The sequence below is a fragment of the Clostridioides sp. ES-S-0010-02 genome (assembly GCA_020641055.1).
Taxonomy (GTDB): Bacteria; Bacillota; Clostridia; order Peptostreptococcales; family Peptostreptococcaceae; genus Clostridioides.
Window position 1 is genome coordinate 1,855,329 of record CP067345.1, and the last position, 26,895, is coordinate 1,882,223.

The following is a 26,895-nucleotide window of genomic DNA, read 5'->3' on the forward strand; positions in this document are numbered from 1 at the left end:
TTCTTTTTTATTTATCTAAAATGATAATATTTGCCTTAAGTTTATTGAAACAGCTTAATTCTGATAGTATAATTAATTTAATATGAACAGTAAATATACAGATGTTGACACAGCTTCTATACTCAGAAAGGGATGTATCAAAATGAAAAATAAAAAATTCATAGGTTATGCTTTAGGTTTGATTTTTATATGTGTATTTGTGATGTTTTCTCTTTGGGATTTTACCTATAATGTTAATTCATTAGTAGAAAAAAGTAAAAAGATGCATTTAGAAGAGTTGTCATTGCAAAGTTCAAATACTATAAATGTTAAGCTTAACTCACTAACAAAGTTTATAAATAGTATTTCTAAAATTATTTCAGAGTCAGAGGGTATGAAGAAAGAAGATATAATGAAATTGCTAAATGATGTATCAAAGGAATCTGATTTTGAAAAAATCTATATTGCATATCCAGATGGTACAGCCTATACAGGTGATGGAAAGGTCTATAATATATCACAACATAGCTATTTTAAGAAAGCAATGAAAGGGGAAAGCAATATTTCAGAAATCATAAAATCATCTGTTAACAATGAAAATAGTTTTATAGTAGCATCTCCTATGTACAAAAATGGTAAAGTGATAGGTGTTCTGTATGGTTCTTATTATACAAGTAAATTAAGTGAATTTATAGATGTGACTAGTTTTAATGGAGAAGGAAGTACATATATATTTGAAAAATCAGGAAATCTTGTCTTAAAATCTACTCCAGGAGAAACTGATGACACCATAAATAATGTTAGCGATTTTTTTGATTTTATTTATGTTAGAGAAGATTACAGTTATAAAAACTTTATTGAAGATATATCAAATAAGAAAAGTGGATTTTTAGAATATAAATTCAAAGGAAAAGAGGAATATGCCACGTATACTCCAGTTGGTATAAATGATTGGTATGTATTGTCTTTTATTCCAAAGACTTTGATAGTGAAAGAGATTTCTAAGATAAACAAACTTGCAATTATATTAACAACTAAAAACTTCATAGCACTTTCAATTTTGATTTTAATTGTATTTTATAAAGAGAAAAAATCCAAAGAAAAGCTTGTAAAAGCAAATCTAGAGATATCTTCACTCACTAACAATATACCAGGAGGTGTTTTTAAATGTAGTGTAGGTGAAAAATATGAATTTGTGTTTTTAAGTGATGGATTTATTAACCTGTTTGAATATACTAAAGAAGAGATAAAATCCATGTTTAATAATAATTTTTATGATGTAATTTATAAAGATGATGTAGATAGAGTGAAAAATGAATTTGCACTTCAAATATTAGAATCAAAAGTAGTTGAAATAGAGTATCGAATGATTACTAAGAGTGGGAATTTTGTGTGGGTTGTAAATAAGTGTGAGCTTATAAAAGATTCTGATGGAAAAGAGTATTTCTACTGTGTGTTGGTTGATATAACAGATTTAAAAAAAGTAGAAGAAGAACTTAAGATTAATGAAGAAAGGCTTAGAATAGCCTTATCCAAGACTTCTAACATAGTATTTGACTATTATATGCATACAAAATCTATACATGTCTCTAGTGATGTCTCTTTAATATATGGATTACAAAAAAATATTGAAAATGGCATAGAATATTTTATAGATTCTGGGATAATACATCCTGACTTTGTTGATGTGTTTAAAGAATCTTTTAATAAAATGGAAAAAGGTGAAGAAAGTGTAGTATCTGTAATAAAAACAAGACTAGTCAATGGAAAATATATATGGAATAGAATGACTCTAACGAATCTATTTAATGGAGCAGAAATTCCAATTAGAGCGATAGGTCTACTAGAAGACATAAATGAGCAAAAAAAAGCTGAAATGCAATATAATCAAGAAGAGCAATATAGAAAAGCTATGTTGTCTGAAGCAATTGCTATATATGAAATTAATTTTTCTCAAGATAAATTTATATCAAGTAATATAAAGCCTGATAACAATTTAGGCTTAAGACCTGCTGGAAAATATTCTGAAGTAATGGAGGCTATTGTTGACGATATAGTTTTTATTTCAGATAGGGAAAACTTTAAAAAAGTATTTTATTATGAAAATGTCTTAGATTCATATAATAAGGGAGTAAATGAGTTAAAGTTAGAGTATCGAAGATATGACATTAATGGTAAGATTTTATGGGAACTTTGTACAATGCATTTACTTAAAGACCCCCAAAGCAATCAACTTAAAGGATTTGCGTACATTAAAGATATAGACAAACAGAAAAAAGAAGAGATTGAGCTTAAATTTAAAGCTGAACGTGATATATTAACAGGAATTTATAATAAAGGTACAACTGAAACTCTAATAAAGAGATTTTTGAGTTTAGACAGAGTTAAAGAAAGTAGTCATGCATTTTTTATTATTGATTTAGACGATTTCAAAGCTATTAACGATAATTTAGGGCATGTCTTTGGTGATAAAGTATTAGTTGAAGTATCAAAAAAATTAACTTCTATTTTTAGAGAGGATGATATAATTGGACGTATTGGTGGAGATGAGTTTGTAGTTTTCATAAAAAATATGAAGAATATAAAATTTATTGAAAACAAAGCGATTGAGCTATGTAATGCATTTAGAAATTATTATACTGGAGAAAATAAGTCATATAAAGTTTCTTGTAGTATTGGAATATCTATTATGCCAAATCATGGAACAACTTTTATTGAATTATATGAAAAAGCAGATAAAGCTCTTTATCATTCAAAAAATCAAGGAAAAGATAGATTTATTATATTTAATGACTCTATTTAAAGTTTAAATGCAAATGGAGGGCTTAAATTTTTAATATAAAGAATATTAAGTTGAATAAGAATATTTTAACTATCTTGATATGATTTAGTTATAAATGGAGGCATATTATGAATGGAAAATATAGATTTACTATTACTATGGTTATTTTTTTACTTATATTAAATACATCATTTGTTTTAGCCACTTCTGAGAAAGAAAAAGTAAGGGTTGGATATTGGCCTAGTTATGGAATTTCTGTTACAAAAGATGGTCAGTTATATGGATATACATATGATTATATGAATGAAATCGCTAAAATAAATAATTGGAAATTAGAATATATACCTTGTGGATGGAGTCAAGGTCTAGAAATGCTTAAAGAGGGAAAAATTGATATATTTGGAGCATTGCAAAAGGATGAAGAACGTGAAGAATACTATGATTATACAAATTTAAATTTTGGATATGAATATGGAGCATTGTATGTGAACTCCAAAAACAATACAATATCTTATAATAATCTAAAAGAGATTGATGGAAAAGTAGTAGGTACAGTTTCAGATAATCATTTTAAAAGTGTATTTGATGAATACTGTAAAAAAAATAAAATATCTGTAAAATATAAGTACATAGAAGGTGCAGAAGAACTTCAAAAGGAACTTGAAAAAGGAACCATTGATATGATACTTACAGGAAGCATTAGAGATATACCAAATACAAAGGTAGTATTACGTTTTTCATCAGAGCCTATCTATTATGCAACAACTAAGGGAAACAAAAAAATACTAGATGGTTTGAATTATGCATTAAATGAGATTAAGCGAGAAGATATATATTATGATGGTAATTTATTTAATAAACATTATAAGAGTACTGCAATAGCTAAAGAAGTATTTACTTTGGAGGAAAAAGAATATATAAAGAAACATCCTGTAATAAAAGTTGTATCAGGTCCTGATACGTCACCACTATCTTTTTATGATAAAAATACAAATTCCTACAAAGGTATATCAATAGATATATTAAAATCAATTTCAAATAACTCAGGTTTAAAGTTTGAGTATATAAAGGTAGATAATTTTTCAAAGGGTTTAAAAATGGTTGAAAATGGTGAGGTAGATATTTGTGCAAATATGTTTATGTCACGGAGTACTGAGTTAGAGCATAATATTATATTTACTGATGGCTACCTTGAAACTACCATGTTAGGTTTGGCAAAAAATGATATTAGAATGGATGAAAAAACTAAGGTAGCAATGATTAAATGGACAGGGATAGAATCATTCGTAAAAGAATATTATCCAAATCAAGAAGTAAGTTTTTATCCAAATGCTAGTAAATGTATTGAAGCTGTCAAGAAAGAAGAAAGTGATGTATTTATAGGAAGCAACTATATCCTAAATAATATAATTAATACTGAAGAATCTGATGGGCTTATGTTTATGCCAATAAAAAATCAAGTCGTGGATATTGGAATAGGGGTTTCTGAAAAAGCAAATCCTGCATTATTGTCAATACTCAATAAATCCATCAATAGAGTTACAGAAGAAGAGGTTGCAATTGCAGTTACAGGCAGTACGAAGTACTTAGAGCATACAGTTACTCTATTAGATTTTATACAGCATAATATTATGGCATTTATTTTGATAATATTATTTATTATATTTATAGTTTTTGGAATATTTATTGTAAATTATAAGGTACAAATGAATAAATTAAAAAAGATAGCATATGTTGATGAAGTAACAGGTATAAGAAGTCTATTGAAATTTAAAATTGATGCTAATAAGCTTTTTGAAAAATATGGAACGTATAACTTTGTTATATATTATATTAACATAGATAAATTTAAATATATAAATGATATGTTTGGTTTTGAATTTGGAGACAATATTTTAAAATATATAGCAAGAAAAATAGGTGAAAGTATTTTTAAGGATGAAATATATGCAAGATTATCAGACGATAGATTTATTGTAATGACTAAAAAAAGTAATATAGAAAATTTAAGAAAAAGAGCAAATGATTTTTTTGAGATTGTGAATAGTGATAAAGAAAATACATTTAAAATAGATATAATACTTAAATGTGGAGCGTATTTAATTGATAAAGATGATGTAAATATTGATGTAATGATTGATAGAGCTAAGATAGCTTGTCAAACAATAGAAACCAATTATAAGAGTAAAGTTGCTTTTTATGATGATAAAATAAGGCTTTCTATACTTCGTGAAAAAGAAATTGAAAATAATATGGATAATGCACTTTTAAATAAAGAGTTTGTAGTTTATTTGCAACCTAAAATTAACCTTATAACAGATGAGATTGTAGGTTCAGAGGCTCTTGTTCGTTGGATTCATCCAATTAAGGGAACTATATCGCCTAATGATTTTATTCCACTATTTGAGAAAAATGGATTTATAGAAAAACTTGATTTGTATGTTTGGGATAATGTCTTTAGTACAATGTCAAAATGGATAAAAAATGGAATAAAGCCACCACCAATTTCTATAAATGTATCAAGAATTCATTTAAATAATAGAAATATAGTAACTAGTTTAAAATCTTTAATAAATAAGCATAATATACCAGCGCATCTAATAGAACTTGAGTTAACAGAAAGTTTATTTTTGTCAAATATAAGCATGCTTTTAGATATTTTAAATGATTTGCATGATATTGGATTTATTGTATCTATGGATGATTTTGGAAGTGGATATTCTTCACTTAGTCTTTTAAAAAAATTACCAATTGATGTATTGAAGATTGATAGAGAATTTTTAAATGAGACAATTACATCTACACGTGGAGAAAAAGTTATAAAGAATATAATTACATTAGGTAAGGATTTAGATATGCTAATTGTAGCTGAAGGAATAGAAACTGAAGGTCAATTAAATTTATTAAAAAATGCAGGCTGTGATATTGGACAAGGATTTTACTTTGCAAGACCTATGGATATAGAATCATTTGAAAAGCTTGTATTTAAAAGAACAGATTTTTAATTTAAAGTTATAAATAATAAAGAAATATTACTAGAGTTTAATAAACTCTAGTAATATTTTTTTTATTATTTTTAAAACTGTGATAATTATCACAGAAGTATCTAAAATAAAGTGTTAAGATTTAAACAAGATAATAAGTAAGCAAAACTAAAATATAAGAAAGGTGATAAAAATGAAATTAAAATTAGATTCATCCAAATTCAATGAAGGTCTGAATTTCCTAAAAAAAGACTACAAAATATTTGCACCAGTCATAATGCCATTTAAAGGTACTTTTTCAGATACGGACATGATAAGATACAAGGAAGTAAATACTTTTGAAGAAATGGAATTTGCTCAAAAATCAAACTTTTCACCAAAAGAAGTAGTGCTTCCTATTAATCAAGTCTTATTTTACTTTACTGAAAAAGAATTTAAGGAAAGCGATTTAGACAATAAAAAGATTTTAATTTTTCTAAGAGCTTGTGACATAAATGGAATAAAGAGACTCGATGAAATATATTTAAATAATGGAGAAGAAAAAGATTATTTTTATAAACATATTAGAGAAAAAATAAAATTTGCACTTGTAGGATGTAAAGAGAGTTTTAGAAATTGTTTTTGTGTAAGTATGGATTCTAATAAAACTGATAACTATTCACTTGGATTGAATATAGAAGGAGAAACATTGTACTTAGACATAAAAGACAATGAATTTGAAGTATTTAATGGAGAGCCATCAGAATTTGATGTTAGTCATGTAACAGAAAATTTAATTTCTATAGATATACCAGAAAATATTGATTCTAATGAGATAATAGGAAATCCAATATGGGATGAATATGACACAAGATGTATTGGATGTGGAAGATGTAATTTTGTATGTCCAACATGCTCATGCTTTACAATGCAGGATATTTTTTATAAGGAAAATGAAAATGTAGGTGAAAGAAGAAGAGTTTGGGCTTCATGTCAAGTAGATGGATATACAGACATAGCAGGTGGAAATTCTTTCAGAAAAAAACAAGGAGAAAGAATGAGATTTAAAACTATGCATAAAATAAATGATTTCAAAAAAAGATTTGGATATAACATGTGTGTTGGATGTGGAAGATGTGATGATGCATGTCCACAATATATATCATTTTCAAAATGTATAGAAAAAATAAATGATTTAGTAACTAGTAAGGAGGAGATATAAATGAACTCATATATACCAGTAAGTGCAAAAATACTAGACATAGTTAAACATACTGATAAAGAATGGACATTCAAAGTGAATTGTGATACAAAAGGGGTTCTGCCTGGAAAATTCTATGAAATATCTATACCTAAATATGGTGAAAGTCCAATATCAGTATCAGGATATGGAGAAGATTATATTGATTTTACAATAAGAAATGTAGGTAAAGTTACTAGTGAATTATTCAATTACAAAGAAGGAGATTCGTTTTTTATAAGAGGACCTTATGGAAATGGATTTGATGTATCTTTATATGAAGGAAGAGAAATCGTAGTAGTAGCAGGAGGAAGTGCATTAGCTCCTGTAAGAGGAATAGTTGAATATTTTTATAATAATAAAGATAAGTGTGAAAAGTTTAAATTAATAGTTGGATTTAAATCACCAAAAGATGTTCTATTTGCAGAGGACTTAAAAAGATGGAGTGAAAAATTGGATATTTTAGTTACTGTGGATGGAGCTGATGAGGGTTATAGTGGAAATGTAGGATTAGTAACAAAATATATTCCAGATTTAGATATAAAAGATATAAATAATACTTCTGCAATTGTAGTTGGACCTCCAATGATGATGAAATTTACAGTAGGAGAGTTTTTAAAAAGAGATTTAGACGAAAAAAATATTTGGGTTTCTTATGAAAGAAAAATGTGTTGTGGAATAGGAAAATGTGGACACTGTAAGATGGATGATACTTATATATGTTTAGATGGACCAGTATTTGATTATTCATATGCTAAAAATCTTATTGATTAGGGGGTGGAGTTTGTGATAAGAGATTTAAATACTAAAAAAGTAATGAAAAATGCTTATAGAATTACAAAAACAAAATATAAAACTTCTTTAAGAGTTAGAGTGCCAGGAGGTCTTATTGACCCTGAAAGTTTAATCACAGTTTCTAGGATTGCAAATGAATATGGTAATGGTCAGATACACATAACTACAAGACAGGGATTTGAAATCTTAGGAATAGATATGGAAGATATGGAAGAAATAAATAATATCATACAACCTGTTATTGAAAAGATGAATATAAATCAAAGTGAGAAAAATGCAGGTTATCCAGCAGCAGGTACGAGAAACATAGCTGCATGTATAGGTAATAAAGTCTGTCCAAAAGCGCAGTATAATACAACTGAATTTGCAAAAAAAATAGAAAAAGCAATTTTTCCAAATGACTTACATTTTAAAGTGGCATTGACTGGATGTCCGAATGACTGTATAAAAGCTAGAATGAATGACTTTGGAATTATAGGAATGACCTTACCACTATATGAAAAAGATAGATGTGTGAATTGTGGAGCGTGTGTAAAAAAATGCTCAAAACTATCTGTTGGAGCATTAAAAACAGAAAATAATAAAGTAGTAAGAGATGGAGATAAATGCATAGGTTGTGGAGAATGTGTACTAAATTGCCCAACAAATGCATGGACTAGAGATGAAAAAAAATACTATAGATTAGCTATAATGGGTAGAACAGGTAAGAAAAATCCAAGACTAGCAGAAGATTTTCTTTTATGGGCAGATGAAGACAACATAATAAAAATAATACTTAATACTTACAAATATGTAGAGCAATATATAGATAAAGATGCACCAGGAGGGAAAGAGCATATAGGATATATAATTGACAGGACTGGATTCATGGAATTTAAAAAATGGGCACTTGAAGGTGTACAATTTGAAGAAATAACTAAAGTACATGAAAATATATACTGGAGTGGTGTTAAATATCTATAAGTAATAAAAAAATATATTTAAATAAATTATAAATTTAATAGAAGGAAGAGGGAATTATGCATAAAGAAACTTTGGATAAATTAACTAACGCAGCTATAAATAAAATAAATTTATTAAATACAAGTAAGATAAAATATTTAGTGTCTTCTGCTTTTGCAGGACTTTATGTAGGTATCGGTATACTTTTGATATTTACTATTGGAGGGATTTTGACAGATGCAGGTTCTCCTATGACAAAGATAATGATGGGGTTATCGTTTGCAGTAGCACTTAGTTTAGTTGTAATGACAGGAACAGAGCTGTTTACTGGAAATAATATGGTAATGTCTGTAGGTATGCTAAATAAAGGGGTAAGTATAAAAGATACTTCTAAAATATGGATATACAGTTGGGTAGGAAATTTAATAGGAGCTTTAATTTTAGGTATAATGTTTGTAGGAACTGGTTTAGTAGATAAAGGTCCTGTAGCAGAATTTTTTGCAAACACAGCAGCAGCCAAGGCATCTATGCCATTTATGTCTCTTTTCTTTAGAGGAGTTTTGTGTAATATCTTAGTTTGTGTCTCAGTTTTATGTTCATTTAGAACTAACAATGATAGTGCAAAAATAATTATGATATTCCTATGTTTATTTGCTTTCATAACAACAGGGTTTGAACATAGTGTAGCGAATATGACAATCTATAGTGTTTCATTATTTTCTCCAACAATTCAAACAGTTAGTATTGGAGGAGCTATTTATAATTTAGTAGCAGTAACACTTGGAAACATTGTTGGAGGAGCTTTATTTATGGGACTTGGTACTTACATACTAGGTAAAGAAAAAATTAAACAAGTTTGCTAGATAAATCTTACAACGCCCTCAATAAGTACAAATATTGTATTATTGAGAGCGTTGTTTTTAATTTTAAAAAAATATTTGAAAGAAAAAACGTATGCTGGCATATGAATATATATGTTATATATGATTATAAAGTTCGTTAATATATGAATTAAAATTAGAATTATAAATAGAAAAATTAGAATCCTCACGTAGAAAAGACGATTTTGAATACGATAATAAGTGTGATAAAATTGACTTTGTTGAAATTTTTAAGGAGGTATTTGATGACAAAAAAATTAATAATATCAAAAACTAAATTGTTTATTTTTATAATAGCATTTATATCTGCATTTATAGCTTTATTTGGAAGTAAAAATACACTTATAGGTGTGGCTATAGTAACAGCTATGCTAATGCTTTTGGAAAGGGATTTAACTATTTCTCCAATTAAAAATTTACTGAAATACTTGATAATAAACGTAACATTAGGAGTATTATCGTTTTTTGCAGTACAAAATATGTATTTAGGAATTTTATTAAATTTTATAGCATTATTTATAATAGGATATTTATTTAGTTATGACTTGAAAAGGGCTGTATATGTACCTTTTGGTCTTATGTATATATTTATGATAAGTATACCTGTAGGATTAAGCGAATTTCCTATAAGATTATCGGCTTTAGCTAGTGGTTCACTTGTCATAATGATTGCTCAATTTGTTATGAATAGAAATAGAATGAAAAAAATTGGTGACAAAGAATTAATATCTATATGTGATGAGTTGTTGGAAAAAATAAATCTTTTAAAAAATATTATTAACAGTGATAATTCTGTAAATAAGTCTAATATGAGAAAAATAGATAGTTGTAATTACACAATAAATTCTATATCAAAAGGTCTTAAAATGGTTATATTTGATAATAGAAAAGATGATTTTTTTATTAGTATTAAAGGAATGGATATAATAAATATCTTATTTTCATTAGAAAGAATAAGTTTAATCTTAGATAGATATAAAATAGATACTAAGGAATTTGAGGATGAAGACATAAAAAATATGCTAAAAGAAAGTAGTACAAATAGTAAAGAAGATGTTTTAGTTGTAGTATCTAAAGAAGTAAATTATATCAAGATGTGCTTAGAAAATAAAGATAAGATAACTGATAAAGAAATACTTGGGTTTAGAGACTATGTTGTCGCTCAAGATACTAAAAATATAAATTTGAAAGAAATTTATAGTGTTTTAGAAAATCTATATGAATTTTTATTAGAGTACAAAAAGGTAAAATCAAAAGAGGAAAAAAGAGTTGAAAGAAAAATAAAGATACCACATGAATTTAAAAGAATATCAATATATAAACAACATTTTAATTTAAAATCTATAAGATTTTCTTATGCAATAAAAATCGCTTTGGCTGCAGCAATCTCAGGTTTTATTATGGACTATTTTCACTTAAAAGATGGAAGATGGATAATGTTAACTGTGTTTTCATTAACACAACCTTATGCAGAGAACTGTTTGCAGAAATCCAGAAAAAGAATAGAAGGTACACTAGTAGGAGCGGTAATATTTATTGTTTCATTTTCAATAATAAAAGATAATACATTAAGGTCATTAATAGTACTTTTAGCAGGATACATAAACTCATATGTAGTTGATTATAGAAAACTGATAGTGTGTGTAACTGTTTCAGCCCTTGGTTCCGCAGCAGTTATGGGAGACCCTAATGTTTTAACTATGAGTAGAATTTCATATGTAGTATTAGGTGCAATTATTGCATTAATAATAAATAAATTTGTTTTACCATATGATGCAAAAATGGGGTATCAGCATGTTATAGATGTGTATAAAGGTATAGTTAAAAATATAATTAATGAAGTTAATAAATCTATTGAAAATTCAACCAATGTTCATTATATAAAGAATCTATTATTAGTGCCATCACTTATTGAAGATAGACTTATGCTGATAAATACTATATACAAAGATGAACATCAAGATGATTTCTTAGAAAATCAACAATTACTAATAAGTAATATGTACAATTTATATATAAATGTCAAAAAGAATAATATTAGAGATGAAGATATAGAAAGAATATTGAGAGATACTAGTTATATTTCAAATTATGATGCTGATAAATATGATGAAGGAAGAAGTGTAATTTTAGATAGTATTGAAAGTACAGTAAGTTTAGGCGATAAAATAATTTGTCTAAATTTACTTCAAACCTTAAATGGTGTAAAAGAAATGTATAGAATAAGTAATATCAGTAAAATGTTAGTGCAAGAAGTTGCATAGTTTTCTAATCTAATTAAATTATATAAAAAGTCATAGCTTTAAAATAAAGTATATGACTTTTTCTTTTATACAATGTTAACAGAAAATAGTATATTAAAAACAAAAACCATATATTTATGAATTTTGTGTGAAAAAGGTTAAAATATTGATTTTTTTCATTGGTTGAAAAAACAATTTACTTAGGATAAACTATAATAGTATTCAAATATTATGGGGGTTAGATTTATGAGTAAAGATGTAAAGGTAAAGCGCAATAAGAAATATGATACATTTAGTATAACTATGGAACTTGAAAGACCTTTACTTTATGATGAGGTTGAAAACGAAGATGATAAAAATGATAATAGAAAATTTAATATAAAAAAGAAAATATTCATGGGAATAGGTATACTGTTTGTATTGATTCTGCTTAGTTTTTTCATATGGATAAACAAAACATATGAACCTCAAAAACTAGCAAAAGAAGCATTAGTTAGCAATAGTAAAGTTGAGGTAACCATAAATGAAAATATTTCATTTACACCGAAGGGTAGAAAAGTTTCTAAAGGTCTAATTTTTTATCCAGGAGCTAAAGTAGAAATTGAATCATATGCACCACTTGCAAGAAAAATAGCAGAAAGTGGATATGAAGTGGTAATTGCAAAAATGCCACTTAATCTAGCTATACTTGGAACTAATAAAGCACAGAAAATTATGGATTCTTACAATAATATAGAACATTGGGTAATAGGAGGTCACTCATTGGGTGGAGTTGTTGCATCTAATTTTGCACGTGACAATAAATTAATTGATGGAGTTGTGTTTTTATCTTCTTATCCAATGGGCAATGAACTAAAACAGCTAGGTAAAAAGGTTATATCTATATGGGGAAGTAAAGATGGAGTAGTTAATTTTAAAAATCTTATAGAAGCAAAAGAAAAACTTCCTGATGATACAACTTATGTTGAAATTGAAGGGGGAAATCATGCACAATTTGGAGATTATGGAAAACAAAAGGGAGACAATGATGCTATTATAAGTCAAGAAAAACAGCTTAAGATTACTGCAAATAGTATTATTAAATTTTTAAATAATATATCTTAAACAAAAGCTTGAAGTTTATAATATATATAAAGTATTATTTTAAGTAAATATTATTAATATAATAAAATTAAGAGTTGATTAAAAGGGGGATTTTAATATGGAATATGATATGCCACTTTATAGACCGCCAAGTGAGGCTTATAGTCTTATAATACAAGTTACACTAGGATGTTCTCATAATAAATGTACATTTTGTAGTATGTACAAATCAAAGAAATTTAAAATAAAACCATTAGAAGTAATAAAAAATGAAATTGATATATTTAGAAGACATTATAAAAATGTAGACAGAATATTTTTAGCAGATGGAGACGCATTGATAATACCAATGGAAAAACTAAGAGATATAATATTGTATATAAAAGAAGTTTTTCCAGAGTGTGAAAGAATTACTCTATATGGCTCTCCTAAGTCTATAGAGAAAAAAACTGATGATGAACTTAAAGAGTTAAAAAAACTTGGTGTTAAGATGATTTATCTAGGGCTTGAGAGTGGAAATGATGAGGTATTAGAAGATATTAAAAAGGGATTTAATAGTGAACAACTTATAAAAGTTGGTAGAAAAGTTAAGCAAAATGGTATTAAATTATCAGCTACTGTAATAGCAGGTCTTGGAGGAACTAAAAAAACGAATCAACATGGAGTTGATACAGGAAAAATGCTAGGAGCAATTTCACCAGATTATGTAGGTGTATTGAGTTTAATGGTAGAACCTAATACTGAACTTTACGATTTACTTCAATCAGGTGAATTTACAGTATTGGAAGATAAAGCTGTGCTACAAGAAATTAAAGAAATGATAAAAAATATAGATACCAATGAAAAAGTCGTATTTAGAAGTAATCATGCCTCAAATTATGTTAACTTAAAAGGAATATTACCTGAGGATAAACAACGTCTAATTGATGAGATAGATTATTATCTAAGTAACTTAAAATTAAAAAGAGAAGAGTATAGAAGACTGTAAAATTTAGCTATTCTTAATATATATGTGTAGATGTAAAATATTAAAATTATCTAGAGTTTAAGTAATCATGCTACATTAATAGTGTATCACTATTAATGTAGCATGATTTTTTTTGTTAAGAAACATAATCATAAAATTATAGAAAAAATCTATCAATAATGATGAAAATATGCACTGGTTTAATAGATTTCTACGCATTATAATAGAGACATAAATTTAAAACACAAAAACTATAAACATAAAAACGTGTGGAGGAATAGAAATGAAAATATATCAAAATATCTTTGAACCATTAACTATAAAAAGGATGAATGTAAAAAATAGAATAGTTATGCCACCAATGGGAACAAACTTTGGTGGAGAAAGTGGAGAATTTAAAGATGAACACATTAAATATTATGAACAAAGAGCTAAAGGTGGAACTGGACTTATAATTGTAGAAAATGCTTGTGTAGATTTTCCTTTAGGTTCTAATGGAACTACACAAATAAGAATAGACCATGACAGATACATACCTGCTTTATATAAGTTAACTGAGAGTCTACATAAACATGGTGCATGTGTAGCTATACAAATTAATCATTCAGGTGCTTCAGCTATGCCAGATAGAATAAATGGATTAACTCCAGTATCTTCTTCGAACATACCCTCAAAAAATGGAGGAACAATACCAAGAGAATTAAAGAAAGAAGAAATACTAGATATAGCTAAAAAATATGGAAAGGCAGCAAAAAGAGCTCAAATAGCTGGTTTTGATGCTATAGAGATACACGCTGGACACTCATATCTAATAAGTCAATTTTTATCCCCAATTTACAATAAGCGTACAGATGAATTTGGTGGAAGTCTTGAAAATAGAGCGAGATTTGCAAAACTAGTAATTGATAAAGTTAGAGACGAAGTAGGAGCCTTATTTCCTATATCTTTAAGGATAAGTGCTGATGAATTTATAGAGGGAGGAAATACTTTAGATGATACTTTAAAGCTTCTTGAATATTTAAATGAAGAAGTAGATATATATAATGTATCAGCAGCATTAAATGATTCTATACAATTTCAAATCGATACAATGACATTAGAAGATGGGTGGCGTTCATATATGTCTAAAGCAGTTAAAAAAAGATTTGGAAAAACAACAATAATAACTGGAAATATAAGGAATCCAGAGATAGCATCAAAAATACTTGAAAATAATGAAGCGGATTTTATAGGTATGGGAAGAGGCCTTATAGCTGACCCTAATTGGGCTGAAAAGGTAGAAAATGGAAAAGAAGATTCAATAAGAAAGTGTATTTCATGTAATATAGGATGTGCAGGTAATAGAATTGGAGCAAATAGACCTATAAGATGTACAGTAAATCCAGACTTAATAAATGGAGAAGAATATAAACAAAGAAAAGTAAATAAGACAACAAATGTGGTTGTTATAGGTGGAGGAACGGCGGGTCTCGAAGCCGCAGCCACAGCAGCAGAGGTGGGATGTAATGTATTTTTATTAGAAGAAAAAGCAGATATAGGAGGGCTTGCTGAGACAATATCAACTTTTCCGGATAAAAGTAGAATAAATGATTTTCCAAAGTATTTAAAACAGAGAGTTAATAAATTAAAAAATTTAATTGTTTTTAAAAATACAAAGGCCGATATTAAATTTATAGAAAATTTAAAACCTGATATAATTATAAATGCTACAGGTTCAAAACCATTACTTCCACCAATAACTGGTTTGATGGATAGGATAGACCAAGAAAATGGAAAGGTGAGTTCAATATTTAAGCTATTTAATGATATAGAATATTTTAAAACAAAAGACTTAGAAAATAAGAAAGTAGTAGTTGTGGGTGGTGGAGCTGTTGGATTAGATGTTGTAGAATTTTTCTCAGAAAATAAGGCTAAAACTTCTATAGTTGAGATGTTACCAGTTGTGGGCAAAGATTTAGACCCTATAACAAAGGTGACAATGATGAAGATGTTAAAAGATTACAATGTTGATGTTTATACAAATACAGCATTATTGGAAGTTGAGGATGATAATTTTAAAGTTAAGAAGAATGAAGAAGAGTTCTTACTAAATTTTGATTATGGATTTATATGTTTAGGAATGAAATCTAATAATCCAATTTTGAATAATTTAAAGAAATATTTTGAAGCTAAAAATGTGGAAGTTCTAAATATAGGAGATAGTAAAATAGCTCGAAGAATAATCGATGGAGTTAGAGAAGGAAGAAATATAATAACAACTTTAGAAAAGTTAAATCTTTTATGATAATAAATAATAGAGATGATTTTAGAAAAGTCGAATCTCTTGTAGAGAATAAATAATAAAAGTAAAGTAATTTTAGAAAAGTTAATTTATCTTTGTTTTATAACCTTAGTACTATTTTTAATTTTAATTATATCAAGTAGGACTATTGGCAATATAGTAGATTTAAGGGAATTCCTAAAAAGATTTCCCCTAAATCTCGTTTTAAGATAAATTAGTCATAAAATATTAAACTAATCTATCAATAGCTCCTGATTGAATGTGTTGAATACTTGATTGGATTTTTTCATATGACCAATCCCACCACTTAATTTTTAATAATTTTGAAATTATATCATCATTAAATCTTTTCTTTATAATTTTTGCAGGTATTCCTCCAACAATAGAATATGGAGGGACATTATTAGTAACTACAGCTCTTGTTCCAATAATTGCTCCATCACCAATTTTTACACCTGGCATAATTACAGCATCATAGCCTATCCATACATCATTTCCAATTACAATATCACCCTTATTATCCCAAGCATCTGTTATATGATTTATGTCTAAATCCCATTCTTCATAAAAGATTGGAAATGTATAAGTAGAGAGTGATTTCATAGTGTGGTTTCCACTAGTCATTAAAAACTTTACATTACATGCAATTGAACAAAATTTTCCGATTATTAATTTATCATTGTTTATAGGATATTGATATAGTACATTATTTTTTTCAAAATCCCTTGGGTCATTATAAAAGTCGTTATATATTGTATAGTCTCCAACTTTTATATTGTCTCTTGTAATCACATTTTTAAGATATATAGTTTGATAATCATTACTTCTTGGATATATTTTATCTGAATTTGGAATAGTCATGTTTAAATCTCTCCTTTATATTATGTTGTTTTCCTGACTATCCCATTATTACAATGCATCTCTTCACAGAATCACTCCTTATATATTACTTATTTATTTATAGTTTATTATTTTATTTTAAATAAAATATTTTTAACTAAATTGTATTTTATTACAATTGTCTATTTATTTGATTATATCAAAGTGATAAAAAATTACAAGTATTTAAGATATACTAAATATAAATCATTTTTTATTAAGTTAAATAATGCTATTATTGAATTAAACTTTAATTTTCAACAGTGATTTGACTAGAATATATTGGGTATGATAAAATTATGTTTATATAAATATTTATGTAGTATTTATGTAAATTTATTATCTATATTATATAAATAGATAGTATTTATATGTATTTATTTTTAGGAGGTTTTATTATGAGTCGACTAGAGAGACTCGAAATGAAGAAAGTAGAAACTAAGCATTTGCAACAATTCAATCAATTGTTACGTTATGTATTTCAAGTGACAAACCATGATTTACAACAAGTAGGTTGGGAGGAAAGAGAAATAACTCTTGCTAAACTACCTGTATTAAGACAAGCAGATGTATTTGGTTGGTTTGATGAGGATAAACTAGTATCTCAAATAGCTGTTTATCCATTTAAAATCAATATATTTGGTCAAGAATACGATATGGGTGGTCTTACTGGTGTTGGAACATATCCTGAATATTCTAATTTAGGTCTTATGGATAAATTGATGCGACAAGCATTAACAGATATGAGAAAAAGAAAACAATCTATATCTTATTTATTTCCATACTCAATTCCATATTATCGCCGTAAGGGATGGGAAATAATATCAGATAAGATATCTTTTGAAATTAAAGATACTCAGTTGCCAAAACCTAAAGCGGTATCAGGAGAAGTTGAGCGTGTAAGTATAGAACACGAAGATGTCAGAAATGTTTATGAACGATTTTCTAAAAAGAGCCATGCATCTATGATTAGAAGTGAGTTGGCATGGGAAGAATACTGGCGTTGGGATTTAGATGACTTAACATGTGCAATTTATTATGATAAAAACCATGAAGCACAAGGTTATGTGTTATATTGGATTTCTGATGAAATATTCTATATTAAAGAAATGGTATTTGTAGAAGAAGAGGCACGTACAGGATTATGGAATTTTATAAGTGCTCACTTTTCAATGATAAATAAAGTGGTTGGAAATACATATACAGATGAACCATTGGCATTTTTACTTGAAGATGGAGACATAGAAGAAAATATAAAACCATACTTTATGGGTAGAATTGTTGATATAGAACAATTTATAAATCAGTATCCATTTAAAGAACAAGAAAATGAAGTAAAGTTAGTATTTCAATTAAAAGACCCTTTATTAGATTGGAATACAGGAGTATTTACACTAAGTGTTTCTAAAGAAGGTAAAGGTATACTAACCTCTGGTGGTGATAAGTATGATTTGAAGCTTGATATACAAACACTTACAACTATGTTGCTTAGTTACAAAAGACCAACTTATCTTCATAGAATAAAAAGAATTACTTGTGATAAAGAAATAGTAGATTTATTAGAAAATCTTATTGAACGTGAAAATCCATATTTCTCAGATTATTTCTAATAAACTTTAATAAATTTTAAAATGTGTCTGGGATTGTACAGAGTATTTACTCTGAAACAATCCCTTTTTAACTTGTTCTTATTCCATTTTATCAATTAGATTATTGTTTTTACTATAATTAATAACAAAGTTTCTAAAACTATTAACAGCAGGAGTTAAATATTTATTTTTCATTGTAGCTAAATATATGTATCTTTCATGTATAGGATTTGTTATTGATAAAACCTTTACATTAAAATATTTAAGAGCAAAAATATTTGGAACAACTGCTATACCATAGTTAATAGAAACTAAACCTGCGACAGCTGTATCTTCTTCTGTTTCACATACAATTTGTGGTTTTACATCAACTTTTTCAAAGAGCTTATCAATAATTGGTCTAACTCCACTATCTTCACTGAAAAATATAAAAGGATAATCCTTTGTATCCTTTAAGTCTACACTTTCATTTGAGGCTAAAGGATGGTTATATGGCACTATTACAACCAATTCTTCCTGAAGTATAGCTGTAAAATCTATGTTGGGTTCATTTGGAACAAAAGAGCAAAATGCTAAATCAAATTTTTCATCTTTTAAACTTTGGATAATCTTTTTAGTAGTACCTTGACCAAATGAAAATGAAATATTTTTATTTGACTCTTTTTCTAAAAACTTACCAAGTATATCTGGAATGAAGTAAGCTCCCAATGTATAAATAAATCCTAAGTCTATGACACCTTTTGATATACTCGTATATTCTCTAAGCTTTTTTTCTCCTCTTTCTAATTCACTCAATGCTTTATCAACATAAGTTAAAAAAAATTTACCATATTTAGTTAAACGAACATTTCTACCTTGTTTTTCAAATAAAAAAGTTCCCAGTTCTTTTTCAAGAGCAGATATAGCATGACTTAAGCTTGGTTGAGTTATAGACAATTGTGTAGCTGCTTTTGTATAGTGCTCAACTTTGGCTAAAACTCTAAAGTAATGCAAATGATTTAGGTTCATTGATATTCAATCCCTTCATAAGTAATAAAATTCGGGTTATTTCTACAAAATTATACCATATTATACCATAATTCATAGATTAATTCTATCAATATTAAGAATAATATGTATTTTATTAATAATAATTAAGTAATATAATGAAATTACAAGAAAGAGTGTAAAAAAATTAAATGTAAGTATATAAAATGAAGTACTACTGTAGAATTAGTATTGTTATGACTTATAGTATTTTTACGATATAATAATATTGTGATGTAAAGAATATAAAATCTGATAAAACTTCTATATGTGTGGAGGAGAAATATGAATAATATAGTACAAGTAAAAAATATTAGAATAGGAGAAGGTATACCTAAAATCTGTGTACCAATAGTTGGAAAAACTAAAGAAGAAATTATTGAAGAAGTTAATGACTTAAAGGAAATTTGTTTGGATGTTGTAGAATGGCGTGTTGATTTCTTTGAGAATGTAGAAAATATTCAACAAGTTAAAGAAGTTATTAATGAATTAAGAAAATATATACCAGATACACCTCTATTATTTACATTTAGAAGTATAAAAGAAGGTGGACAAAAATTAATATCAAAAGATTATTATACTATTTTAAATAAGGAAATCTCTAATACAGGATTAATAGACTTAATAGATGTAGAGCTATTTATGGGAGATGAAATTGTAAATGAAATAGTCGAGTTTGCTCATGAAAAAGAAGTGAAAGTAGTCATGTCGAATCATGATTTTAATAAAACTCCCAAAAAAGAAGAGATTATATCTCGTTTATGCAAAATGCAAAAACTAGGAGCAGACTTACCTAAAATAGCTGTTATGCCAAAAAATGAAAGAGATGTTCTAGTGTTGCTTACAGCTACAAATGAAATGGTTCAAGTTTATGCAGATAGACCAATAATAACTATGTCTATGGCAGGAATGGGAGTTATAAGTCGTTTGTGTGGGGAAATATTTGGCTCAGCATTGACTTTTGGAGCAGTTAAAAAGGTTTCTGCACCAGGTCAAATGTCAGTTGAAGAACTAAATTCAATACTACGTATATTACATAAAAGTATTAATTAGTTTAAAAGACTTGAGTATATATGATAAAGGTTGATGTTGTTTCAGGTTTTTTAGGAGTAGGAAAAGCTACACTCATTAAAAAAATATTAAAGGCATAAGGTTTTGTAAATTCATCTGATGTATATTTAGAATTTAGCTATTCTTCTGGCAAAACTAATGTTTTTAAATATAGCGGAGTTAAGGATGGAAAAGTAACTATAATAGGATTAAATTTAGGTAATAAAGTTTTAAAAGAATTATTTAATTAAATAACAAAAATATATAATTCTAATTTTGATTATTAAAAGATTATTATAAGAGTCTTTACTAATATAACTAATATGTGAAATTATGGAAAAATAATAATTTTATAAAAATAGATGATAAATATAAATTAAATTATATATGTATATATTGTAGTCCAATAGTGATATAATAATATAAAAAATTTTTATAGAGAGTGAGATTACATATGCGAAGACTTGAAGAGATATTAGAGTACAATAAATCATTTGTAAAAAATAAAGAATATGAACAGTATGCAACCTCAAAACATCCAAATAAAAAAATAGTAGTCCTATCATGTATGGATACAAGATTAACTGAACTTTTACCTAAAGCCATGAATCTTAAAAATGGAGATGTTAAACTGATAAAAAATGCAGGTGCTACTATAATGCATCCATTTGGAAGTATTATGAGAAGTATTTTAGTTGCAATTTATGAATTTGATGTGGATGAAGTTATGGTTGTAGGACATCATGGATGTGGTATGTGCAATGTGGATACGGATAAATTACTAAATAAAATCTTAGATAGAGGAATATCAAATGATGTAATACTTACACTTCGTAGTGCAGGAATTGATACAAAACAATGGTTACATGGATTTGATTCAGCAGAGGATTCTGTAAAAGATAGTATTAATTTAATAAAAAATCATCCTTTAATTCCAGAGGGAATTGTTGTGCATGGGTTGATTATATCGCCAGAAACTGGAAAAATAGATGTTGTTGTAAATGGATATGAGGATAAATAATATATTGTTATAGTATATAAGTAATATATTATTAAATAAGAGGTTGTTTCAAAATTTATTTTGAGACAACCTTTTTTAATTGATAAATTTATGAAAAGGTTTATCTTAAGGTTTTAATGAAAAATATAAGTAGTTAGCTAATTAAAAAACTTATTATTAACTATTAAAATCATAACTAATCAATAGAAAAATATTTAATAAATGAAATTTATATGAATTTTTTATAAATATATTGAAAAAAGATAGCTGTTATAGTAAAATAATCATTAGCCGACTAAGTAATATAAAAATAAGGAGGGTAAGTATGAATAGCAATTCTGAAGAAAAATTAAATGATGTTTTCTTGCAATTGATGCGAATATATTTTATAAGAACTCATTTTTATTTTGATAAATTAGGCTTGTACCAGGGTCAGCCACAAATACTTTTTTCTCTTAGGATGAAAAATGGTCAAAGTCAAAAAGAATTAGCAGATAAAAGAAAAGTAAAAGCATCTACAACGACAGTTATGATAAAAAGAATGGAAAAAACTGGGCTTGTAGAAAGAAAACAAGATGAAAAAGACCAAAGAATTTCTAGAATTTTTTTAACAGATAAAGGCCTAGAAGTATGTAAGAAAGTTGAGGAATTTAACAAAGAATTAGAAAGAGAAATCTTTTTAGGATTTAGTGAAGAAGAAAAAATAGTACTTAGAAGACTTCTAATGCAAGTTAGAGACAATTTAAAAGCAGGATGTCATAAACATGAGCATGAAAAATATTTCTAAAGTTTAAAACAATGTTTTTCAATTTAATGCTATCAGACTAATTAATATTACAGAAGGGAAGAAGTGTATGTTTAAATTAATTAAATATTTAAAGAAGTCAGCCTTATCAATAGTAATAATAGTATGCTTATTGGTAGTTCAAGCAGTATGTGACCTTTCTTTACCAAAATATACATCTAATATAGTAAATATAGGGATACAGCAAGGTGGAGTAGAAAACTCTGTTCCATCTATAATTAGAAAAAGTGAATTAGATAAGATTACTTTGTTTATGGATAAAGATAATAAGGATAAAATATTAGACAATTATACTTTATTGAATAAGGAAGATTACAGCAAGTATAAAGAGAAGTATCCAAATTTAAAAGACGAATCTCTTTATGAGTTAAATACTAAAAACAAGGATACTATAGATGAGTTAAATACTATTTTTGGTAAATCTATTTTAATTGTATCAGGGCTTGAGGGGGACAGTAAGGAAGTAAAAGCAATGAAATCTCAGATAATGAGTCAACTTCCTACACAAGGGACTCAAGGTGAAGAAGTTGATATATTTAAAGTGTTATCAATGATGCCAACAGAACAATTAGACAAATTAACTAAAGAGATGAGCAAAAGCTTTGAAAGTATGCCAGAAAGTATGATAACACAAAGTTCAGTATCATATGTAAAAGCAGAATATGAAAACATAGGTATTGATACAGAAAATATGCAAAATAATTATATATTACTTACTGGTGCAAAAATGCTTGGTATAGCTATGATTAGTATGATAGCTACAATTACAGTTGGATTTTTAGCAGCAAGAGTAGCAGCAAGCGTAGGAAGAAATTTAAGAAGTGGAGTTTTTAGAAAAGTTATGTCATTTTCAAATAGTGAAATGAATGAGTTTTCTACAGCATCATTAATCACTCGTAGTACAAATGATATTCAACAGATACAAATGTTGATGGTTATGCTACTTAGAATAGTTTTTTATGCTCCAATAATGGCTATAGGTGGAATAATAAAAGTTTTAAATACTAATACTTCAATGGCTTGGATTATAGCAGTTGCAGTAGTAGCCATTTTATCTTTAATAATTGTATTATTCTCAGTTGTTATGCCTAAGTTTAAATTGGTTCAAAAGCTTGTCGATAAGTTAAACTTAGTAAGCCGTGAGATAATTACAGGTATTCCAGTTATAAGAGCTTTTAGTACTGAAAAACATGAAGAAAAAAGATTCGATGAAGCAAATAAAAATTTAACTAAAACAAATCTTTTTGTAAATAGAGTTATGACATGTATGATGCCTGCTATGATGCTTATAATGAACCTTATTACAGTTCTTATAGTTTGGAGAGGTGCATATAGTGTTGATTCTGGAGCAATGCAAGTTGGAGATATGATGGCATTTATACAATATACAATGCAGATAATAATGTCATTCTTGATGATATCAATGATATCTATTATGCTTCCAAGAGCATCTGTTTCAGCTACACGTATAGATGAAGTGTTGGTATCAGATATAAGTATCAAAGACCCAGAAAAATCAAAAGTACAAGAATTTAAAGAAGATAAAAAAGGTCTTGTTGAATTTAAAAATGTTTCATTCATGTATCCAGATGCAGAAGAAGCTATATTGACAGATATATCCTTTACAGCAAAACCAGGAGAAACAACTGCATTTATAGGAAGTACTGGTAGTGGTAAGTCGACTCTTATAAATTTAATTCCTCGTTTCTTTGATGTTACTGAGGGAGAAATATTACTTGGTGGAGTTAATATAAAAGATGTTGCTCAACATGATTTAAGAGAAAAAATTGGATATGTACCTCAAAAAGGAGTATTGTTCTCTGGTACCATAGAATCCAACTTGAAATATGGCAGAAAAGACGCAACAGATGAAGAAATGAGAGCTGCAGCTGAAATAGCTCAAGCTACAGAATTCATTGATTCTAAACCAGAAGCTTTTAAAACTGAAATTTCTCAAGGTGGAACAAATGTCTCTGGAGGTCAAAAACAAAGACTTTCTATTGCAAGAGCAATAGCAAAAAATCCAGAAGTTTATATATTTGATGACAGTTTTTCGGCTCTTGACTTAAAAACTGATGCAGCTCTTCGTAAAGCTTTAAAATCAAAAACTGCTGAAAGTACAGTATTAATAGTTGCACAAAGAATTAGTACCATCTTGCATGCAGAACAAATAGTTGTTTTAAATGAAGGAAAAATAGTTGGAATAGGAACACATAAAGAGCTTCTAAAAAATTGCGAAGTTTATGAGCAAATAGCTTTATCACAACTTTCAAAGGAGGAGCTAGCTAATGAGTAGAATGGGAAAAGGTCCTATGGGAAAATCTATAGGAGCAGGACAAAAAGCAAATGACTTTAAAGGAACCATGCGAAAACTAATTGCATACTTATCTAAATTTAAAATATCAATAATTTTGGTAATTGTATTTGCTATTGGTAGTGCATCGTTTTCTATAGTAGGTCCAAAAATTTTAGGTAAGGCGACTACAAAGATATTTGAAGGATTAGTGAGCAAAGTCTCTGGAGGCAATGTAGGTATAGATTTTGACGCAATTGGAAAAATTTTAGCCTTATTACTTTGCCTTTACTTGGTAAGTGCACTATTCTCTTTTATACAAGGATTCATAATGAGTGGAATTTCTCAAAAAGTATCTTATAATTTAAGACAAGAGATTTCAGTAAAATTGGATAGATTGCCAATGAAGTATTTTGACACTAAAACACATGGTGAAATACTATCAAGAATTACAAATGATATAGATACTCTAAACCAAAGTTTAAATCAAAGTATGACACAACTTATAACATCAGTAACAACTATGATAGGTGTTTTGATAATGATGTTATCTATAAGTGGTATTATGACATTAGTGGCAATTTTAATATTACCAATATCAATGTTTGTAATTTCAAGAATAGTAAAGAAATCACAAAAATACTTTAGATCCCAACAAGAATATTTAGGGAATGTAAATGGTCAAGTTGAGGAAACTTATAGTGGTCAAACAATAGTAAAAGCATTTAATCGTGAAGAAGAAGCAATTAATGAATTTGATAAATTAAATGATAGTTTGTATAATTCAGCATGGAAATCTCAATTTTTATCTGGGATAATGCAACCACTTATGATGTTTATTGGAAACTTAGGATATGTAATGGTATCAATCTTAGGAGGTTGGCTTGCAATTAAGAAAACAATTGAGGTTGGAGATATACAGTCATTTATACAATATGTAAGAAACTTTACACAACCAATGACTCAGATTGCACAGGTTGCTAACTTACTACAGTCAACAGCAGCAGCTTCTGAAAGAGTATTTGAGTTTTTAGAAGAGGAAGAAGAAGACCAAGTTGTTGAAAATGCAGTTTCAATAGATGGTTTAGAAGGTAAGATTGATTTTGAAAATGTTAATTTTGGATATAATTCAAATAAGACTATAATAAATGATTTCTCAGTAAATGTTAAACCTGGTCAAAAAGTTGCTATTGTTGGACCTACAGGAGCAGGTAAAACTACTATAGTTAAGCTTTTAATGAGATTTTATGATGTTAATAGTGGTTCAATACTAATTGATGGTCATAATATTAAAGATTTCAATCGTAGTGAGCTTAGAGAAATGTTTGGTATGGTTCTTCAAGATACATGGTTATTTAGTGGCTCAATTATGGAAAATATAAGATATGGTAAACTAAATGCTACAGATGAAGAAGTTATAGAAGCAGCTAAATCTGCACATGTTCATAGATTTATCAAAACATTGCCAGATGGATACAACATGAAATTAAATGAAGAAGCAAGCAATGTTTCTCAAGGTCAAAAACAATTATTGACTATAGCTCGTGCCATTTTAGCAGACCCTAAAATCTTAATATTGGATGAAGCTACAAGTTCTGTTGATACTAGAACAGAAGTATTAATTCAAAAAGCTATGGATAATCTTATGGAAGGTAGAACAAGCTTTGTTATAGCACATAGATTATCAACTATACGTGATGCTGACATGATTCTTGTTATGAATGAAGGAGATATAGTTGAACAAGGAAACCATGAGGAACTTCTAAAGAAAGGTGGATTCTATGCTAATCTTTACAATTCTCAATTTGAAGAAGATGAAGCAATGTAGTAAGAATTTACTTTAAAATATGAGTATCGTTGTAAGAGAAATATAGAATAAACTATGTAGATAAGATTATATTTTGTAAGATATAATCTTATCTATTTTTTTATGTATTTACAAAGTTATGTATTTTGTTATAATATATAATAAGGAAAATGTTGGAGGTGATTATCAAGATGTATATTTAATCGTATTCTTTAAATTTTATTAATAATAAAATTTAATTTTAATAGTTAACAATTATGTAAAGTTATCTACTTTAGTTACTTTTATTA

General features: G+C 27.4%; 18 protein-coding genes. 16 read left to right on the forward strand and 2 right to left on the reverse strand.

The window, feature by feature from the left end; all coding sequences use genetic code 11:
* Positions 1–142: 142 nt before the first annotated feature.
* From JJC01_08485 to JJC01_08530, 10 genes are all read left to right on the forward strand, one after another.
* The gene (locus tag JJC01_08485; GenBank protein UDN59883.1) at positions 143–2,782 is read left to right on the forward strand and encodes a diguanylate cyclase; all 2,640 of its coding nucleotides are present in this window, start codon (positions 143–145) and stop codon (positions 2,780–2,782) included.
* A 107-nt stretch (positions 2,783–2,889) separates the two neighbouring features.
* Positions 2,890–5,766, forward strand: coding sequence for an EAL domain-containing protein (locus JJC01_08490; GenBank protein UDN59884.1), 2,877 nt, complete (start codon positions 2,890–2,892; stop codon positions 5,764–5,766).
* Positions 5,767–5,938: 172 nt separating this feature from the next.
* Entirely contained in the window at positions 5,939–6,946 is a 1,008-nt protein-coding gene (gene asrA, locus JJC01_08495) for an anaerobic sulfite reductase subunit AsrA (protein ID UDN59885.1), read from the forward strand.
* The gene (gene asrB, locus JJC01_08500; GenBank protein ID UDN59886.1) at positions 6,947–7,738 is read left to right on the forward strand and encodes an anaerobic sulfite reductase subunit AsrB; all 792 of its coding nucleotides are present in this window, start codon (positions 6,947–6,949) and stop codon (positions 7,736–7,738) included.
* A 12-nt stretch (positions 7,739–7,750) separates the two neighbouring features.
* Entirely contained in the window at positions 7,751–8,722 is a 972-nt protein-coding gene (gene asrC / locus JJC01_08505) for a sulfite reductase subunit C (protein UDN59887.1), read from the forward strand.
* 56 nt (positions 8,723–8,778) lie between these two features.
* Positions 8,779–9,564 carry a formate/nitrite transporter family protein gene (locus JJC01_08510; protein ID UDN59888.1) on the forward strand — a complete coding sequence of 262 codons (786 nt, stop codon included), beginning with the start codon at positions 8,779–8,781 and terminating at the stop codon, positions 9,562–9,564.
* A 263-nt stretch (positions 9,565–9,827) separates the two neighbouring features.
* Complete coding sequence (locus tag JJC01_08515; protein UDN59889.1) at positions 9,828–11,846, forward strand: FUSC family protein; 2,019 nt, start codon at positions 9,828–9,830, stop codon at positions 11,844–11,846.
* A 225-nt stretch (positions 11,847–12,071) separates the two neighbouring features.
* Positions 12,072–12,929, forward strand: a complete 858-nt coding sequence (locus JJC01_08520; protein UDN59890.1) for an alpha/beta hydrolase — start codon at positions 12,072–12,074, stop codon at positions 12,927–12,929.
* Between the two features lie 97 nt (positions 12,930–13,026).
* Complete coding sequence (locus JJC01_08525) at positions 13,027–13,896, forward strand: radical SAM protein (GenBank protein UDN59891.1); 870 nt, start codon at positions 13,027–13,029, stop codon at positions 13,894–13,896.
* Between the two features lie 262 nt (positions 13,897–14,158).
* Positions 14,159–16,159: an FAD-dependent oxidoreductase gene (locus JJC01_08530; GenBank protein ID UDN59892.1), complete on the forward strand. Its 2,001-nt coding sequence runs from the start codon at positions 14,159–14,161 to the stop codon at positions 16,157–16,159.
* Between the two features lie 225 nt (positions 16,160–16,384).
* On the opposite strand, the gene JJC01_08535 is transcribed toward JJC01_08530, so the two are convergent.
* Positions 16,385–17,017, reverse strand: a complete 633-nt coding sequence (locus JJC01_08535; protein UDN59893.1) for a CatB-related O-acetyltransferase — start codon at positions 17,015–17,017, stop codon at positions 16,385–16,387.
* Positions 17,018–17,433: 416 nt separating this feature from the next.
* On the opposite strand from JJC01_08535, the gene JJC01_08540 reads away from it, so the two are divergent.
* Complete coding sequence (locus JJC01_08540) at positions 17,434–18,645, forward strand: GNAT family N-acetyltransferase (GenBank protein UDN59894.1); 1,212 nt, start codon at positions 17,434–17,436, stop codon at positions 18,643–18,645.
* Positions 18,646–18,723: 78 nt separating this feature from the next.
* On the opposite strand, the gene JJC01_08545 is transcribed toward JJC01_08540, so the two are convergent.
* Positions 18,724–19,632, reverse strand: coding sequence for a LysR family transcriptional regulator (locus tag JJC01_08545; GenBank protein ID UDN59895.1), 909 nt, complete (start codon positions 19,630–19,632; stop codon positions 18,724–18,726).
* 303 nt (positions 19,633–19,935) lie between these two features.
* On the opposite strand from JJC01_08545, the gene JJC01_08550 reads away from it, so the two are divergent.
* From JJC01_08550 to JJC01_08570, 5 genes are all read left to right on the forward strand, one after another.
* Entirely contained in the window at positions 19,936–20,703 is a 768-nt protein-coding gene (locus JJC01_08550; protein ID UDN59896.1) for a type I 3-dehydroquinate dehydratase, read from the forward strand.
* A gap of 451 nt (positions 20,704–21,154) precedes the next feature.
* Positions 21,155–21,721 carry a carbonic anhydrase gene (locus JJC01_08555; protein ID UDN59897.1) on the forward strand — a complete coding sequence of 189 codons (567 nt, stop codon included), beginning with the start codon at positions 21,155–21,157 and terminating at the stop codon, positions 21,719–21,721.
* 304 nt (positions 21,722–22,025) lie between these two features.
* Positions 22,026–22,487, forward strand: coding sequence for a MarR family transcriptional regulator (locus tag JJC01_08560; protein ID UDN59898.1), 462 nt, complete (start codon positions 22,026–22,028; stop codon positions 22,485–22,487).
* Positions 22,488–22,554: 67 nt separating this feature from the next.
* Entirely contained in the window at positions 22,555–24,801 is a 2,247-nt protein-coding gene (locus JJC01_08565; GenBank protein UDN59899.1) for an ABC transporter ATP-binding protein, read from the forward strand.
* Positions 24,794–26,626: an ABC transporter ATP-binding protein gene (locus tag JJC01_08570; protein UDN59900.1), complete on the forward strand. Its 1,833-nt coding sequence runs from the start codon at positions 24,794–24,796 to the stop codon at positions 26,624–26,626. Before JJC01_08565 ends, JJC01_08570 begins: the two co-directional genes overlap by 8 nt.
* The last annotated feature ends 269 nt before the right edge of the window (positions 26,627–26,895 follow it).